At 69.5% G+C, this 15,765-nt stretch carries 14 protein-coding genes and 3 pseudogenes; 9 read left to right on the forward strand and 8 right to left on the reverse strand.

Annotated elements, in window-relative coordinates; genetic code table 11:
* Positions 1 to 43: 43 nt before the first annotated feature.
* Positions 44 to 160, forward strand: a pseudogene (locus tag ACP4J0_RS35840) (alpha/beta fold hydrolase); the annotation flags it as partial.
* Between the two features lie 418 nt (positions 161 to 578).
* On the opposite strand, the gene ACP4J0_RS35845 reads toward ACP4J0_RS35840, so the two are convergent.
* The 5 genes and pseudogenes from ACP4J0_RS35845 to ACP4J0_RS35865 form a co-directional block, all read right to left on the reverse strand.
* Positions 579 to 1,097, reverse strand: coding sequence for a hypothetical protein (locus tag ACP4J0_RS35845; protein WP_426603233.1), 519 nt, complete (start codon positions 1,095 to 1,097; stop codon positions 579 to 581).
* Positions 1,098 to 1,100: 3 nt separating this feature from the next.
* The gene (locus tag ACP4J0_RS35850) at positions 1,101 to 1,502 is read right to left on the reverse strand and encodes a hypothetical protein (protein ID WP_426603286.1); all 402 of its coding nucleotides are present in this window, start codon (positions 1,500 to 1,502) and stop codon (positions 1,101 to 1,103) included.
* Between the two features lie 125 nt (positions 1,503 to 1,627).
* A complete protein-coding gene (locus ACP4J0_RS35855) occupies positions 1,628 to 1,996 on the reverse strand; it encodes a universal stress protein (protein ID WP_426603276.1) in 369 nt (122 codons plus the stop codon).
* Positions 1,997 to 2,114: 118 nt separating this feature from the next.
* Positions 2,115 to 2,474, reverse strand: a pseudogene (locus tag ACP4J0_RS35860) (universal stress protein); the annotation flags it as partial.
* 88 nt (positions 2,475 to 2,562) lie between these two features.
* Positions 2,563 to 3,144 carry an Rv1733c family protein gene (locus tag ACP4J0_RS35865; RefSeq protein ID WP_426603235.1) on the reverse strand — a complete coding sequence of 194 codons (582 nt, stop codon included), beginning with the start codon at positions 3,142 to 3,144 and terminating at the stop codon, positions 2,563 to 2,565.
* 313 nt (positions 3,145 to 3,457) lie between these two features.
* Here ACP4J0_RS35865 and ACP4J0_RS35870 point away from each other — a divergent pair.
* The 3 genes from ACP4J0_RS35870 (at position 3,458) to ACP4J0_RS35880 (ending at position 6,014) form a co-directional block, all read left to right on the forward strand.
* Positions 3,458 to 4,275, forward strand: a protein-coding gene (locus ACP4J0_RS35870; RefSeq protein ID WP_426603278.1) for an IS5 family transposase whose coding sequence is annotated in 2 segments (ribosomal slippage) — positions 3,458 to 3,815 and positions 3,815 to 4,275 — 819 coding nt in all. Because the reading frame shifts where the segments join, the coding sequence is not laid out codon by codon here.
* Positions 4,276 to 4,404: 129 nt separating this feature from the next.
* Entirely contained in the window at positions 4,405 to 5,307 is a 903-nt protein-coding gene (locus ACP4J0_RS35875) for a pyridoxamine 5'-phosphate oxidase family protein (RefSeq protein WP_426603236.1), read from the forward strand.
* 155 nt (positions 5,308 to 5,462) lie between these two features.
* The gene (locus tag ACP4J0_RS35880) at positions 5,463 to 6,014 is read left to right on the forward strand and encodes an OsmC family protein (RefSeq protein ID WP_426603238.1); all 552 of its coding nucleotides are present in this window, start codon (positions 5,463 to 5,465) and stop codon (positions 6,012 to 6,014) included.
* A 62-nt stretch (positions 6,015 to 6,076) separates the two neighbouring features.
* On the opposite strand, the gene ACP4J0_RS35885 is transcribed toward ACP4J0_RS35880, so the two are convergent.
* From ACP4J0_RS35885 to hypE, 3 genes and pseudogenes are all read right to left on the reverse strand, one after another.
* A complete protein-coding gene (locus ACP4J0_RS35885) occupies positions 6,077 to 6,535 on the reverse strand; it encodes a universal stress protein (protein WP_426603280.1) in 459 nt (152 codons plus the stop codon).
* Positions 6,536 to 6,709: 174 nt separating this feature from the next.
* Positions 6,710 to 7,977: pseudogene (locus ACP4J0_RS35890) on the reverse strand (nicotinate phosphoribosyltransferase); the annotation flags it as partial.
* A 238-nt stretch (positions 7,978 to 8,215) separates the two neighbouring features.
* Complete coding sequence (hypE, locus tag ACP4J0_RS35895; RefSeq protein WP_426603240.1) at positions 8,216 to 9,247, reverse strand: hydrogenase expression/formation protein HypE; 1,032 nt, start codon at positions 9,245 to 9,247, stop codon at positions 8,216 to 8,218.
* A 538-nt stretch (positions 9,248 to 9,785) separates the two neighbouring features.
* On the opposite strand from hypE, the gene ACP4J0_RS35900 reads away from it, so the two are divergent.
* The 5 genes from ACP4J0_RS35900 to ACP4J0_RS35920 all read left to right on the forward strand — a co-directional run bounded on the left by ACP4J0_RS35900 (position 9,786) and on the right by ACP4J0_RS35920 (position 15,704).
* A complete protein-coding gene (locus ACP4J0_RS35900; RefSeq protein WP_426603242.1) occupies positions 9,786 to 10,661 on the forward strand; it encodes a universal stress protein in 876 nt (291 codons plus the stop codon).
* Between the two features lie 193 nt (positions 10,662 to 10,854).
* Complete coding sequence (locus tag ACP4J0_RS35905) at positions 10,855 to 11,547, forward strand: response regulator (protein WP_426603244.1); 693 nt, start codon at positions 10,855 to 10,857, stop codon at positions 11,545 to 11,547.
* Between the two features lie 141 nt (positions 11,548 to 11,688).
* Positions 11,689 to 13,443: a GAF domain-containing protein gene (locus tag ACP4J0_RS35910; protein WP_426603246.1), complete on the forward strand. Its 1,755-nt coding sequence runs from the start codon at positions 11,689 to 11,691 to the stop codon at positions 13,441 to 13,443.
* 476 nt (positions 13,444 to 13,919) lie between these two features.
* Positions 13,920 to 14,825, forward strand: a complete 906-nt coding sequence (locus tag ACP4J0_RS35915) for a universal stress protein (protein WP_426603248.1) — start codon at positions 13,920 to 13,922, stop codon at positions 14,823 to 14,825.
* 27 nt (positions 14,826 to 14,852) lie between these two features.
* Positions 14,853 to 15,704: a universal stress protein gene (locus ACP4J0_RS35920; RefSeq protein WP_426603250.1), complete on the forward strand. Its 852-nt coding sequence runs from the start codon at positions 14,853 to 14,855 to the stop codon at positions 15,702 to 15,704.
* The last annotated feature ends 61 nt before the right edge of the window (positions 15,705 to 15,765 follow it).

Consider the following 15,765-nt stretch of genomic DNA (forward strand, 5'->3'; position numbering starts at 1 on the left):
GTCTGGCGAGTGGCTCCGCCCCCGTTCACGAAGAGAATGTGAGATGTGGGAGCGTGAACGGGTGAGTGAGAAGAACGTCGACAGCATGCAATACCGCTTTGACGGGCCGGAACAGGCCCCGGTCCTGGTCATGGGGCCGTCCCTCGGTGCTACATGGCACAGGTTGTAGAGACCGTCTTCGGGCGTCCACGTCAGTCCATACTGGGCGGGTTGTGGCAGGTCAGGGCGTTGCGGTCCCGGGGCGTCGGCGTAGTTGGTGACAGACGCGTGACAGCGCCGGTGATACGGCGAAGCCCCGTGGGGACCACCCCCACGGGGCTTCTTTAGGTGTTCTTTAGGTAGTCGGCTACGACGAAGGGCGGGGTTTGGTAAATATCGATGCGACAGCCAGTTTTTTGGGCGTGCGGACAGAAAAGCAGGAGGTAGGGCACCAAGCCGTACCCGACGCACGGTCGTCTGCTCCAGCATGCAGTCTGCTTTGCCTGAGCAATGGGGTCTGGACGCCCCCCCCGCATGTCGGCGGGCCAACGGGGCGCCGTCAGGAAGTTGGGCAGCTCGGGCTTGCAACGTGTGGCGCTTCAGAACTTGTGGAGATGCTCCACTCGGAGACCGGTGGGCGGCGGGGTGTCTCGCATCGTGCGGGCCGACGTTGGCAGCAGGGCGGCCTCGATGTCGACAGCGGCCGCGCTGATCTCGTCCGGTGTGTGGAGGTCCAGTTGGCAGATGAAGCAATGGAGTGCCGTCGCTCGTAGTGTCAGGCTGGCATCCTCGGTCTCAACAGGCACGATTTTAACGCGTGCTTTGGCCTTGCATGACGGGCATGGGATCGTGGACAGCAACGCCAGAAGCTCGTTGTCTCCGCGTGCTACTCCTACCACTTCGAGCCTTTCGGCAGCTTCACCGAGGATGCGATCCATGGAGCCTGTGGGTAGCCCTTCGAACTTGTCCTCGAATCGGTGTCGGGCCTGCCTGATTCGGATCTCTACGTCTCGCTGAAGCTCGTTCCGCTCCTTGTCCACCGCTACGTTCACGGCGGTTGCCCAGCGGCCCCAGAACTGGTCGACCGATACACCGATGTCTGTCAGAATGATCACCACAGTCTAGGCGAGTGTGGGAAGCAGTGCCTTTGCCTGGTCTCCGACGGAAGTGTGGGCAGTTCCGTTCCGTAGTTCGATCAGCAGGTCGAGTTGAGGATTGGAGGGCAGGACGGCCACGCGTCGGAGCCGCCGGATGGCTTCGTGCGCACCGACCGTACGCACTTTCTCCGGCTCCAGTTTCAGATGGCCACCAAAGTGAAGAAGCATGTCAGAGGGGCCGTTGCGCATTTCGACTAGGAAGACTGGGTTCTTCTTGATCAGGGCGGCCTTGGCAAGTCGCTCCACGGCGACACCACCATGGAGGGCGAACTCGTCGTACTCACCGCGCCCGTGGTCCTCCATTGCTTTCGCAGCGGCCTGCCCGGCACCTCTGAGGAAGCTCTCGAACGAGAGGGATTCGTCCATGGAGGGACGATAACCGTCCGTTTGATGCCGGGCGTTTGAATTGGTGGACTCAACGCCGGGTGAGCTGCCTCCCTCAAGTCGCCATCGACGGCCCTTGTCGGCAAGACCTTCACGATCGCCGTCGGTCATGCCTCGCCGACTGCCGTGGGCGACTTCATCCCCTGTACGACTGCGACTGGGCTGTGCGCATGCTGGAGAAGGGCCTGGCTGACCGAGTCGAGCGACAGACCGGCGAAGCCTCCTCGTCCCCTGGAACCGACGACGGTGAGCCGAGCATTGCGGCTTGCCTCGATCAACGTCGGCCTTGTCGGTCCGTGGATGTTCCGGTGTTCCACCTTCACGTCGGGATACCGGACTCGCGTCCCCGCGAGCGCCTCGGCAAGGAGTCGATCCTCCTGGGCGGCCAGCATGCCGGGCGCGAAAGCATAGGGTTCCGACGGGCCCGGGGAAGGCAGCGGAGCGTTCCAGGCCGTCCAGGCGTGCAGCGCTGTGATGTGTGCGCCGCGATCCGTCCACGCCCAGAACCACGGGCCTTGTCGGTGCCGTGGTTCCCCGTACGACGACCACGGGGTACTCGGCGTGTGCGGCGAGCCCGGTCGTCGTGCTGCCGAGAATCAGTTCGGTGAACGGGTTCAGGCCCCGGTGCCCCACGACGACCGCTGCTGCGGACCGGGGCTGCGTCAGGAGCACGCTGAGCGGTTCGCCCCGCAGTACCACTGCCGAGACCCTGACAGCAGCCGCCTCTGTCCGTGCCCGGTTCTCAGCCTCCTGCACGACCGAGTCCGCCGCCTTTCTGAAATGGTTCCTGACCGGCCTGGGCAGGGCGGCGTCCAATGGAAGGCGCGCAGGCAGGGGCAGTGCGTGCACCACCCGAAGATGAAGGTTCCGTACCTCGGCATCCCGGGCCGCCCCTGCGACGGCATCGAGACTCGAAGCGGAATCATCCACTCCTACGATCAGGAAGCCGCTCATCACTCCTCCTTCCGCCTCAGGGTCCTTGAGGTCAGGAGAACACTTCCCCGGCGACGCTCCGGGACATCGGGCTCCCACGCGGCTCGGCTCAGCTGGCCGTGCGTCCCCACTGGGATCCGATCTGCTGCCACTCGTCCTCCAACGCCGTGCGACGCCGACGGTTGAGGACCAATCTGGCTGCGTAGTAGCCGGCAGCCGCCGCCGTGACGACGGCGAACGACGAGGCGGCGCCCATGAAGGCGGCGTCCACGCCTGCCTGTGTCACGGTCGGGGGCGCGGGCGTCAAGTTGTTCTGCCGGTCCGTCCAGACCGACACTCGGGAACCCGCCTTGAGTCCTCCGTCGACCGCGGCCTTGCTCGAGTGCCGGCTACCGTCGGACGCCGTCCAGCGCACGGTCGCGTCGACGCGGCCCCCCGTCGTCCCGTCGGCCAGAGCGTTGTGGGGTACGTCCGACACGAGCGTGGCGGTGACGGCATGGCGTTCCGCGCGTCGCTGCGCGGCGCTCTGGGCGGAGACCTGCGCCCCGAGCACTCCTGCGACGGGGCCCACCAGAGCGATGACGAGCCAGACGATCAGCAGGATCCATGCCTCGAGCACGTCCTCGCGCCGACGCAACGGATTGCGGCGCCAGCGCCACAGAGACCGTCGAATGGTTCTGTTCCCGCGCATCGTGACCACCTCCGGCTGTCGTCTCCAGCCTCACGCCGTGGGATCCGGTGCGACAGGGGCCCTTCGGGCACCGCCCGGGTTCCTCATGGGTCGTCCGGCCCTGATCGTTCGCGGTGCTCCGTAGGACGTCTACGACGCGTCGACGTGCGGACGGCCGACGAGGAGATCGCCTCCCGTCGATGCCCGCAGAGAGCCGACGCAGCCGCCCTGTCAGGTCACCACCACGCTCGTGGGGGACCGGCCGCGCTTTAACTGGCTCTAACAAAAGCTGCTGATCATGAGTCAGTCGGCCTCTCTGCTCGTATGTCTGGGCATGGGAAATCGTCAGCCGCGGCCGTGGGTCGTGTCGGATGAACTGTGGTCGCTGATCGAGCCGTTGCTGCCGAAGCCGGGTAAGAAGAAGGCCGAGGGCAGACCGCGGGTGCCGGACCGGCAGGCCCTCTGCGGCATTCTGTTCGTCCTGCATACCGGTATCCAGTGGGAGTACCTGCCCCAGGAGCTCGGCTTCGGCTCGGGGATGACGTGCTGGCGGCGCCTGGCGGCCTGGAATGAGGCCGGCGTCTGGGACCAGCTCCACCAGCTGCTGCTGAACGAATTGCGGTCGAAGAACCAGCTGGACTGGGGACGGGCGGTGATCGACTCCTCGCACGTGCGGGCCGCCCGGCGAGGCCCAAAAGCGGGCCCAGCCCGGTCGACCGTGCACGGCCGGGCAGCAAGCACCACCTCATCGTCGACGGACAGGGCATCCCGCTCGCGGTATCGCTGACCGGTGGCAACCGCAACGACGTCACCCAGCTGCTGCCCCTGCTCGACAAGGTCCCATCCGTCGCGGGCCGGACCGGCAGGCCCCGTCGGCGGCCGGACGCTCTACTGGCCGACCGCGGCTACGACCACGACAAATACCGCCGCCTGCTCTGGCAACGAGGCATCCGCCCCGTGATCGCGAGACGGGGCGAGCCACACGGCACCGGGCTGGGCATCTTCCGCTACGTCGTCGAGCGCATCATCGCCTGGCTCCACGGCTTCCGCCGCCTACGCATCCGCTGGGAGAGACGCGACGACATCCACGAAGCGTTCCTCGGCCTCGCCGTCTGCCTGATCACCCACCGTCACGTCCAACGCCTTTGTTAGGACCTCTAAGCCTTCGTGCACGCGTGAAGAGGGCCGTTCGGCACCACGTCGGGACCCTCAGCCGTCTAGTGGGCACGGCGCCGGCGCGTAACCCTGGGTGGAGAGCCTCATCGACGGAGAGGGACGGTCATGTACGCACACGTTGGCGACCGGCTTGTCGTCGAGAGCCCTTCCACCGGTGTTACTCGGCGGGACGGTGAGATAGTCGGCCTGCACCACGACGATGGGACGCCCCCGTACGACGTGCGCTGGTCGGACGCCGGGGACGTCACGCTGGTGTTCCCCGGCCCCGATGCGCATGTGGACCAGCTTGGGGAACCGCGGCGGCCGATGCCGCAGGCGACGCGGACTGCTGACCGGACTCACCATGGCTCGGTGTACGGCGGTGACGCGGGGGACGTGGGGCGGCGCCTGGCCGCAGCCCGTCATCGCAAGGGTCTCAGCATCGAAGCGGTTGCCGAGAGAGCACGAATGGCACCCGGCTATCTGTCTTACTTGGAGACGCATACAGCCGACCCGGGCTCCGGCACTCTGGTGCGGCTGGCAGACGCCTTGGGGACGACGTACGGCGCATTGCAGGGAGGTGGCACGGACCGACCGTCCGGGCCGGGATCGGCGCTGCGCGACCCGCACCTGCTCGACCTCGGCGAAGAGGAGTGCCGGAACCTGCTCTCCACCCACGGAGTGGGACGCATCGCGTTCACTTCGGAGCATGGTCCTGCCGTGTTTCCGGTCAATTACGAGGTGGCGGATGGGGCCGTGGCCTTCCGTGCCGCCCCCGGCTCCACAACGGCCTCGGCCGTGGACCAGCGGGTCGCCTTCGAGGTCGACCAGGTGGACGACGCCATGAGCCAGGGATGGAGCGTCCTGGTCGTGGGTCGTTGCCGGGCCGTGACAGATCCGGTTGAGGCGAAACGGCTGGACGAGGCCGCGCACACCAGGCCCTGGGCGGGTGGACGGCGGATCGACTGGCTGCCCGTGGATATGGAACGTCTGACCGGGCGGCGCATCACCTCGGCAGCCGAGTTGTGAGCGGTGCGCCGTTGGGCGCGGCAATGGAATCGATTCGGCCGACGTGACGGAGCCGACCGGACGTAGACCCGTCGGGAGACATGATGAAACTGCAGACTCGCTGCGGTCGCACGATCAGCGTCACACGATTCGCGCCCCAAGGACTGCCCGCGCAGATGGGGCGAGTCGTCCTGGACACGTCGTTCTCCTCCCACGACGCGGACGAACTGTGGGCGTCGCTCACCGCTACGGAGGCGCGGCGCCTTGCGGGGCTGCTGCTGTACCAGGCTGCGGCCGTGGATCCGCAAGCCGCTGAAGCACCCGGAGTGGTCGAGGTGCTGTCGGCGGCCGGGAATGCTTACGCGATACGGATCCGCGGGCATGAGCTGACCGTCGACCAGCCGCTCACGGGCGGAGGGAAGGACACGGCTCCGACACCCGGGGAGCTGTTGGTCGCGGCGGTGGCCTTGTGCGCGGCGCACTGTGCCGGACGCTTCCTTGACCGGCACGGTGCCGACCGTGCCGACCTCCGTGTCCGCGCAGAGTTCCGAATGGTGGACGACCGGCCGGCTCGGGTGGCTTCCCTGTCCCTGACCGTCGTGGCGCCGGAGCTGCCGCCGGAGGAAGTGGCTGCCCTGCGTGCGGTGGTGTCCCACTGCACAGTGACGAACCCGGTGGCCAGTCCTGCGGAGATGGAGCTGCGGGTTTTGAGCGACGGTGGCGTGTAAGCCGCCTGTGATTCAGGTGACCAGCGCCGTGACCTACCCGAGCGTCCCTAATCCCCGGCGGCTCAGTGGGCGGGGTCTGTTTCCCGCTCCTGGCGGACGACGACGACCGGGCAGGCTGCGTGCTGAGCGCAGCGCTGGCTGACCGAACCAAGCATGGCCCGGGCGAACGCGCCCCTGCCGCGGCGGCCCACCACGAGGAGGTCGGCCCCTTCCGAGGCGCGGATCAAGATCTCCGACGGGTCACCCTCGACGAGTACCTCTTTGAGACCCGGCGGCCGTTCGTCCGGGAAGATGGCATGCAGCTCCTCGGAGAATCGCTCACGGGCCTGCTGGAGGTCGAAGTCGGGGTCGATGGCGGGACCGGTGAAGCCCGCCGCGGACGGTGTGTCCCACACGTGGATCGCCTCCACGACACCACCGATGGTGCGCGCGTACCGATCCGCCCAGCGCAGCGCGGCGTAGGAGGAAGGGGACCCGTCCACGCCCACGACCACGCGTGTTGTCGGCTCAGAGGATTGCATGGCCACCTCACTCGTACGTGCTTCCCGTCTCTGTCCACGCTGCCCGCTGTCGGCGGGACGCGCCAGCCGACTACATCGGTGGTTCACGCCGTGTATTCGGTGCCCCTTGGGCCCCGGGGAGGAGGTGCGAGGCGAGCAGTTGTTCCCCGAAGCCCTTCCACCAGCCCGGACAGCCGTGATTACGGTCCGCCCCGGCTGAGGAGCGCGTAGCCGGAGGGTCTCGGAGGGAAGAGCCGCCAGGTCCGCCGTCAGGCGGACACGTGCCGCGGGCAGGGTGTCTGGCTGGCTCAAGCGACGTCCGTCGCGCATCAGCGTGCGAAGGAGTGGTTCCGCACCGGCCGGTGCCTCTTCCTCCCGTAGCGCGATGATGTCCGGGTGGCCCGGACGTCGGTACACCTGCTTGCTCCCCGGCAGCGTCGTCTTGCCCGACGCCAGTTTCATGACCAGGTGGCCGTCGTACTCCACGAGCTTGTAGGCGGAATCGAGGTAGGGAGCGTCGGCGGAGGTGCCGACACGGGTGCCGACCGCGTAGACGTCGATGGGCGCGCCCGAGCGGACCAGGGCGTCGCCTCCGGTACTCGTCGAGGCCACCGCTGGCGATGACGCGCACGCCGGGCAGGCCGGCGGCGTCCAGTGCGCCTCGGGCCCGCCGGGAGAGATCATCCAGGTCGCCGCTGTCGAGCCGGACGGCGCAGCCTGGCCCCCGCTCTAGGTCACGCAGGACCCGGGCTGCCGTGCGCACCCCGCGCTCCGTGTCGTACGTGTCCACCAGGAAGGTCACGGGCCCGGGATGGGAGCGGGCGAAGGCGCGGAAGGCGGCCTCCTCGTCGGGGAACGCCTCGATGTAGGAGTGGGCCATCGTGCCGGATGCGGGTAGCCCCCCATCGGACGGCCGCGACCACGTTGCTGGTGCCCGCGAAGCCTGTCAGCGCCGCGGTGCGGGCGGCCTGCAGCCCGGCGCAGGTGCCGTGCGTGCGGCGCAGCGAGAAGTCGACCACCGGGTGTCCGGCAGCAGCCAGGACGGAGCGCACCGCTTTGGACGCCACGGTCGTCTGGTGCGAGATCTGGTTGAGCAGAAAGGTCTCGACCAATTGGGCCTGCGAGATCAGAGCGGTCACCTCCAGGAGGGGCTCTCCCGCGTACACGATCCGGCATTCGGGCACGGCGCGCACCTCGCCGGTGAACGTCATGCCACTCAGGGCGGCGACATCGGCGGTGGGCCGACGCAGGGCGGAGGCGAACACCTCCAGGTCGGCGGCGGTGACGCGGAAATCACTGAGGTAGTCGAGCGCCGATTCCGTCCCCGCGCTCACGAGGAAGCCCCGCTCGGGAGGCAGTGAGCGGACGAAGAGGCTGAAGGTCGCCGATTCGTTCATGTCCTCACGCAGATACGACAGGGCCATGGTGACTTCGTATAGGTCGGTGGTGGTCACTTCCGACATCGCAGTCACCTGCTCGCGACGGTCGAGGTCCCTGTCCGAGTCCAGTCTTTCGCGCTGCTGCAACGCGGGGAAGGGCCGCACGGCCTCTTCCCGCTCCTTCCGCCAGCGATCGGTCCCGGAAGTGCGGGCGGGAGGGTGAGACCATCAGGGCGCTGTAAGGGGCTGCCGGTCCGGCCCGATCTGCTTGCCCGCGCACCGCTGTCCGGGTACCGACTGTCGTGCGCGGAAAGTCGTCGGATCAGTAGATTCGGGGTAGCTGCTCGCTGAGCGGCATGTCGATCACGCGTCGGATCCCTGCAGGCGTGCGTAGAACGACTCGACCGGCGGTGCCTCGCGTATGCACATCGCCGATATGCACCGCGTCCCGTCCCTCCGGGAGCGAGCGCAGCGCGGTGAGCGCGTCGGCCTCGTCCGCGGGGGCGACGAAAGCCACCAGGCATCCGGCGCCGCCCAGGGTCAGTGGATCCAGGCCGAGCAGGTCACAGGCCGAGACGACCGCCTCGGGGACCGGAACGGAGCCCGCGTCGATCTCGACCGCCACCCCCGAGTCACGGGCGATCTCGTTGAGTGCTGCGGTGAGGCCGCCCCGGGTGGGATCACGCAGGCTGTGGATGCTCCGCCCGATCGGCGCCAGCGCGTCGACGACCCGGTGCAGAGGTCTGCTGTCCGAGGCGACGCCGCGGCAGGTCAGTCCTTCGCGTGTCGACAGGATCGCCGTACCGTGCAGGCCGATCGGGCCGGAGAGCAGCACCGCGTCCCCGGGGCGGGCGAGCGAGGCGGACGGGCGCAGCGCCAGGTGCCGCTGGCCGACGCCGGTGGTGGTGATGAACACCTTGTCCACCGCGCCGTGTCCCACGACCTTCGTGTCGCCAGTGACGACGGGTACTCCGACGTCGAGGGCCGCCGCGCGCAGGGAGCGAGTCACCGCGTGGAGTTCGGCATGAGCAAATCCTTCCTCGATGATCAGAGCTACGGCGAGGGCGATCGGTCGGGCACCGCGCATGGCCAGGTCGTTGACCGTGCCGTAGACAGCCAGGGAGCCGATGTCGCCTCCGGGGAAGAAGAGGGGGCTGACGACGAAGCCGTCGGTGCTGATCACGAGGTCGGGGTGGTCGGGCAGCAGGGCAGCGTCCTCCAGGGCGCCCGGTCGTCCGCCGAGAGCGTGCAGCACATGGGTGTCCAGCAGGTCGCCGGTCATCCGGCCGCCCGCCCCATGGCCGAGCGGAACCGCCTCGTCCTTCCGAGCGGGCGGGAGGCTGGTGGCGTTCATGAGGGCGCTCCTTCTTGGGACGTCCGGGCAGTGGTGTCCGTGGGAGGCGGGTATCTGTGAGCACGTCGCCGGCTGCGCACTCGGGATCTTCGGCGGTCGTGGGACCACCAACGGCACTTCGCACGGCGGCATCGTCGACAGGGCGGAAGCCTCGGCGGGACCCGGGCCGTCGGTCGGCCCGGACTCGGCCCTGGTCGGTCGCCCGGAACATCGGCTAGTACGGCATGGGGCGTCCCGACGGTGTACGCAGGTCGGGTGGATCCGGCCGGCGCGGTGGGCGCGGGCGCCTTGTCATCTGGAGCCGTTCCATGACGATCGCCTCGTCTCGCGGTAATCCCCTGATTCACAGCCTCACTCTCGTACAGGGGCCGGACCAGGGGCCTCTGGGTTCATGGCGCGGCCCCGGTCGGCCTAGTCCGGGGCCGAAGGTCCCTCCTTGCGGGCCCAGACAGTCCCTGCCACGTCGGCCGTGGCGGTGCGACCGTAGAAGTGGCAACCCACGCTGCACGAGGTGGATGGAAGAGAGAAGGCGGTGGGGATGATGGCACTTCCCCTGGTTGTGGGCGTCGACGGGTCGGACGGCAGTCTTCTGGCCATCGACTGGGCGGTGGACGAGGCGCTGCGTCGACGGCTTCCGCTGCGCCTGGTCTACGCATCTTTGTGGGAGCGGTACGAGGGCGTCCTGCCGACCATGACCCGGGAGCGCCCCTCGGCGCAGGTGATGGCGGACAACATCGTCGGAACTGCCGCCGAACGTGTCCGGCGATACGACCCCGATCTGGAGGTCTCCACGGACACCGTGCCTGCGGAAGCAGTGTCCGCGCTCCTGGCCGAAGGGATGCACGCCACCGCCGTGGTCACCGGCTCACGAGGACGTGGGGAACTCAAGGGAGCACTGCTCGGCTCGGTCAGCCTGGCCGTCGCCGCCCGGTCCGACTGTCCCGTGATCGTCGTCCGAGGTGACAAGTCCGCGTTGTCGGGCGCCCACGAGCGCGTCCTCCTGGGCGCAGGCGACCCCGGCACAAGCCGGGAGGCAGTTCGCTTCGCATTCGAGGCGGCCGAGACAAGGGACTGCGAGCTGGACGTGGTGCGGGCCTGGCGGTGCCCGGAGTACGAGAGCACCGATGTCGGGGCACCAGCCGGTTCCGAGCATCCGCACGAGGAGCGGGCTTCTGCCCTGATCGACACCTTGATCGCCGAAGCGGTGACGGCACATCCGAGCGTGCGACTGCGCAGGGCGACGATCGAGGGGCCGGCCCGAAAGGTGCTGGTGGCGCGGTCGGCCGCCGCCGATCTGGTCGTCGTGGGTGCCCGGCACAGGTCGGGCCATTTCGGCCTCCAGCTCGGACGCGTCACTCACACCCTGCTGCAACACGCGGCCTGCCCGGTGGCAGTGGTCCCGCAGGCGGTGTGACACCTGCCGGACCATCCGGTGCGCGGTGCCGCAGACCGGCGCCGCGCATCCTGTGTGACGCATTGGGGTCGACCTCACTCGGGGCATGGCGTCCACCCGTCGGGAGAGAAGGAGGGCCGACCGGCCCTGGCCCCCGGTCCCGGCTGGGGGAAGACTGGGGCTGTAGGCGGGACGCCTCCTTGAGGAGCGATCGATGATGAACAGCGAGCCGGCCGGCCGGGCGACCGCGATCAAGGTTTTCCTCCTTGACGATCACGAGGTCGTCCGGCGGGGTGTTCACGACCTGCTGGACGACGAACCGGACATCACCGTGGTCGGTGAGGGGGCCACCGTCGAGCAGGCGCTGGTGCGCGTTCCCGCGCTGCGTCCGGACGTGGCTGTGCTGGACGTACGCCTGCCGGACGGCGACGGGGTGAGCGTCTGCCGGGAGCTGCGGTCGAGCATGCCGGACCTGGCCTGTCTGATGCTGACCTCGTTCGACGACGAGGAAGCACTCCTCGACTCCATCATGGCGGGCGCGGCCGGGTACGTCCTGAAACAGATCGAGGGCTCCGACCTGGTCTCCGCCGTGCGCACCGTGGCCCGCGGCCAGTCGCTGCTGGATCCGAGCGCCACGGCGAAACTGATGGCGCGGCTGCGCGGCGGTGAGGAACAAAGGGAGGAGCCGGAAGCGCTGCCCGGTCTGACCGAGCGGGAACGGGACATCCTGGCCCTCATCGGAGAGGGCCTGACCAACCGGCAGATCGGTCGGCGCCTGTACCTGGCCGAGAAGACCGTCAAGAACCACATCTCCCGCCTGCTCGCCAAGCTCGGTGTGGAGCGGCGCATCCAGGCCGCCGTCATCGCCACCCAGGCGCAGGACCGCATGCGAGCCGAAGGCCGCTGAGCGCCGTCGCGAGCCCCGCTCTGTGATCTCCGGCCGGCCACGAAGCAGCAGCGAGCTCCCGTGTCATGGTCGCTCCGCAGCCGCTACCGTGGCACGTAGGCGGCCGGAAAGCCGCACTGTCCCTGGGCGTGGAGGCCGGCGGTGGACGAGTCCGAGGAGACGCGGGAGGCCCGTGTGCGCCTGCCGCAGCTGCGGCTGGACGAACTGCTGGGCGAGTTGCAGGCCAGGCTGGACGCGGCCCGCGGCACTCGGGACAGGGTGCACAGTCTGCTGGAAGCGGTGCTGTCGGTCGGCCGGGAACTGGACCTGGAGCAGGCCCTGCGTGGCATCGTCGAGGCCGCGGCGACGCTGGTCGACGCCGAGTACGCCGCGCTGGGCGTGATCGGCCCGGACGGCAGGCGGCTGTCCGCCTTCCACACGGTCGGAGTCAGCGAGGAGGAGATCGCCCGCATCGGGCCCTTCCCCGAGGGACACGGCATCCTGGGTGAGCTGATCAGGCACCCGGAGCCGTTGCGTCTGGCCAAGCTGTCCGACCACCCCGCCTCTTACGGGTTTCCGGCACACCACCCGCCGATGAACAGCTTCCTGGGCGTCCCCATCCGGGTCCGCGACCACGTCTTCGGCAACCTGTACCTGACGGAGAAGCGCGGCGGGCAGGCGTTCGACGAGGACGACGAGTCGGTGCTGTCCACCCTGGCCGTGGCGGCGGGCGTGGCGATCGACAACGCCCGGCTGTACGAGGAGACCAGGCTGCGTGAGCGCTGGCTTCAGGTCAACGCCGAGATCATGCACACGCTGATGTCCGGCGCCGAACAGGGCGGCGCACTGCGGCTGATCGCCGAACGGGCCCGGGAGATCACGTCCTGCGCCCTCGGCGTGGTGGCCCTGCCGGTGCCGGGTACCGACGAGCTGGCGGTGGAGCTGGCGATCGGACGCGAGGCCGGGGCCTGGCGCGGACGGGTGCTGCCCGTGCGCGGCAGCCTCATGGGAGAGGCGTTCGCCCGGAGCGTGCCCGTGAGCAGTCAGGACGTGTCGCACGACGAACGGATCACGGCGGGTTCGCCGCGGTTCGCGGGCCTCGGGCCGGCGGTGGCCGTCCCCATTGGTGCGGACGAGCACGTGCGCGGCGTGGTGCTGCTGGTCCGCGAGGCGGGCGGGCCCGTGTTCACCGAGAAGGAGACGCAACCGCTACAGGTGTTCGCCGCTCAGGCGGCGGTGGCGATGGAACTGGCGGAACGTCGCCGGGACGCGGAGCAGATCGCCTTGCTGGAGGATCGCGACCGCATCGCCCGCGACCTGCACGACCTGGCCATCCAGCGCTTGTTCGCCACGGCCATGACCCTGCAGAGCGCAGGGCGGTTCATCCAGCACGACAAGGCGGCGGAACGCGTGCAGCGCGCGGTGGGCGACCTGGACGAAACGATCAAGATCATCCGCTCGACGATCTTCGGCTTGCGTTCCAGGGAGGACGACCCGGCGTCGTCCACACTGCGGGCCCGCGCGGTCCGGGCGGTCGCCGAGATGGCGCCGGTGCTGGGCTTCGCGCCCGGAGTCCGTATGGAGGGCCTGCTCGACACGCGCGTACCGAAGGAGACCGCCGACCAACTCGTCGCCGTCATGACGGAGTCCCTGACCAACATCGCCCGCCACGCGCACTCGAGCCATGCCGACGTCGCGCTGGAGACCGACGGCAAGTGGGTCCGGCTCACGGTCTCCGACAACGGCGTCGGCATTCCGCCCGGCGGCCGCCGCAGCGGACTGCGCAACATGGAAGAGCGCGCGCAAAAGCTCGGCGGAGAACTGCGACTGGAGCGCCCCCAGGACGGAGGCGCCCGCCTAGTGTGGCGGGTGCCCGTGGATCAGGCGGAGGGGGAGGACGCCGGAACGACGCCGTGATCGTCGAGGCCGGTCTGGGCCCCGTCGGCCTGTTCCGTGCGTCGTTCGCTCCGGACCTGGTCGAATGCGCGTCGCGGTAAAGCGGAGCCCTCGAGGCCGTACCCGAAGCGCACCACCATCGGCGCCCGACCACGCGTGTCGTCGTCGGCCCGATCTGCTCGGCATCGGTGCCGCGCCGACGCCGACGAACCCGTCGTCGGCTACCACCTCGTCTACGCGACGGTACTCGTCGCCCTGGCCGCTGCCTCCGCCGGCGACGTACTCGCCTCGGTCGTCTGTGGGCCCGCCTTCCCGTCGTCCGCGACCGGAAGTGGCTCTGCGCCGGACGCGATCGGTGGGACGGGCCTGGCGACGGGTTCGCCCCACCGGTCGGCCGAGGGGGACTCTCGGCCGCGACCGGGGACCTGCGGTCCCTGTTCCTGAGACCGGGCGCGGGACACGCTGAAATCAGAAGACCGATACAGGAGGTGGGCAGCATGACCCGCACGATCACGGTGGGGATCGACGGTTCACCCGAGAGCCACGCCGCCGCCGAGTGGGCGGCCCGCGAGGCCGGGCTGCGCGACCTGCCGGTACGGCTGCTTCACGTGTGGGAGCCGGTTCCGGCGCCCATGGCCGAGGACCCGGTTCTCGGCACCGAAACCCACCAGTACTGGACCGAGCATGTCCCACGGAAGATGGGTGAAGGGCTCCGGCTGCGCCACCCCGGTGTCGAGGTGAGTTGCGACCAGCGGTCCGGCCCACCGGCGAACACACTGGTCGAAGCCGTCGAAGAGGCGGAACTGCTCGTCCTCGGTTCCCGCGCCCTGAGCGGCCTCGGCGGATACCTCGTCGGTTCCGTCGGACAGTCCGTGATCGCCCACACCGAGATTCCCGTGGTCCTCGTACGGGCCGGTGAGATGGCCGCCGACGAACACGTCATGGATCCCGCCGGGATCCCGTCCGCGGCCACCGCTTTCCGGCCGGTCGTGGTCGGCATCGACATCGGCGGCTACGACGGTGACGTGCTCGCCTGCGCCTTCGAGGAGGCACAGCGCCGCAGGACGGCGTTGCACGTGGTCAGCGGCTGGCAACTGCCGCCCTACTACCCCTACGCGCTGGCCGCCGGCTCCGTGCCCGACGAGGGAGTGGCCCGTAGGAAGGCGGCCGACCTCACCCGGGTGATCCTGCCCTGGCGGCAGAAGTACCCGGACGTCGAGGTCGTCGAGGTGTCTCGCTCCGGCAGTCCCGCCCGCCACCTGGTCGACGTCGCACACGACGCGTCCCTGGTGGTCGTCGGCAGGCGCATCCGCCGCAACCCGTTCGGCGCGCACATCGGCGCCGTCACCCACGCGGTGCTGCACCACGCCACCGCACCCGTCGCCGTCGTCGCGCATCCCTGACGGTCCCCGTCGCGAGGAGGAGGCGTCATGTATCTGCCACTGGTGGCCGGCGTGGACGGCTCCGAACCCAGCCTGCGGGCCGTCGACTGGGCGGCCGACGAGGCATCCCTGCACGGAGTGCCCCTCCTTGTGCTCTACGGAGCGCTGTGGGAGCGGTACGAAGGGGCGGCGCTCGCACGTGAGTTGGGCAAGCCGTCCGTTCAGGTGCAGGCCGAGGACATCCTCCGGGCCGCCGCCCGGCGCGTCCGGCGGCGGCATCCCGACCTACCCGTCACCACCGAAATGGTGCCCGACGAGGCTGAGCACGCCTTGGTCTGCGCCGGACGCAACGCGTCCATGATCGTCGTGGGCAGCCGCGGCCGCAGCGGCGTCGCGGACAGGCTGCTGGGGTCCGTCAGCCGGACCGTGGCCGCCGCGAGCGACTGCCCGGTCGTCGTGCTGCGTGGCAACCACGACAACCGGGCTGTCGCCGGACGGCACGGAAGGATTATTGTCGGTCTCGGCGACGCACCGGCGTCCGTCCTGCGGTTCGCCTTCACCGAGGCACGCCTGCGTCGCGTGCCGCTGGCTGTCGTGCGGGCTTGGCGCTGCCCCGCCCACGAGACGGTTGATCACCCCCTGCTGACGGGGGAGCCCGCCCGGCTGTACGAGGAGCGGGCAGCCAAGGAGCTGGAAGCAGCCTTGGAGTACGCACCGTCCGACATCGCTGTGCGTCGGCGCACCGCCGAGGGCCCGGCGCGCAGCGTGCTGCCCGCTGCTTCCTCCGAGGCCGACCTGATGGTGATCGGCCGTCGCGCCCATGGACGGCTCGGCCGGGTCGCCCACTCCGTACTGCACCGCTCGGCCTGCCCGGTCGTCGTCGTGCCGGAGCAGCGGTGAGCCCGACGCCCGGCTACCAGGCCGTTCGGCACCGGAGCGATGGAGCGACGGGGGACCGGTC

The sequence above is a fragment of the Streptomyces sp. WG7 genome, assembly GCF_049975785.1.
Taxonomy (GTDB): Bacteria; Actinomycetota; Actinomycetes; order Streptomycetales; family Streptomycetaceae; genus Streptomyces.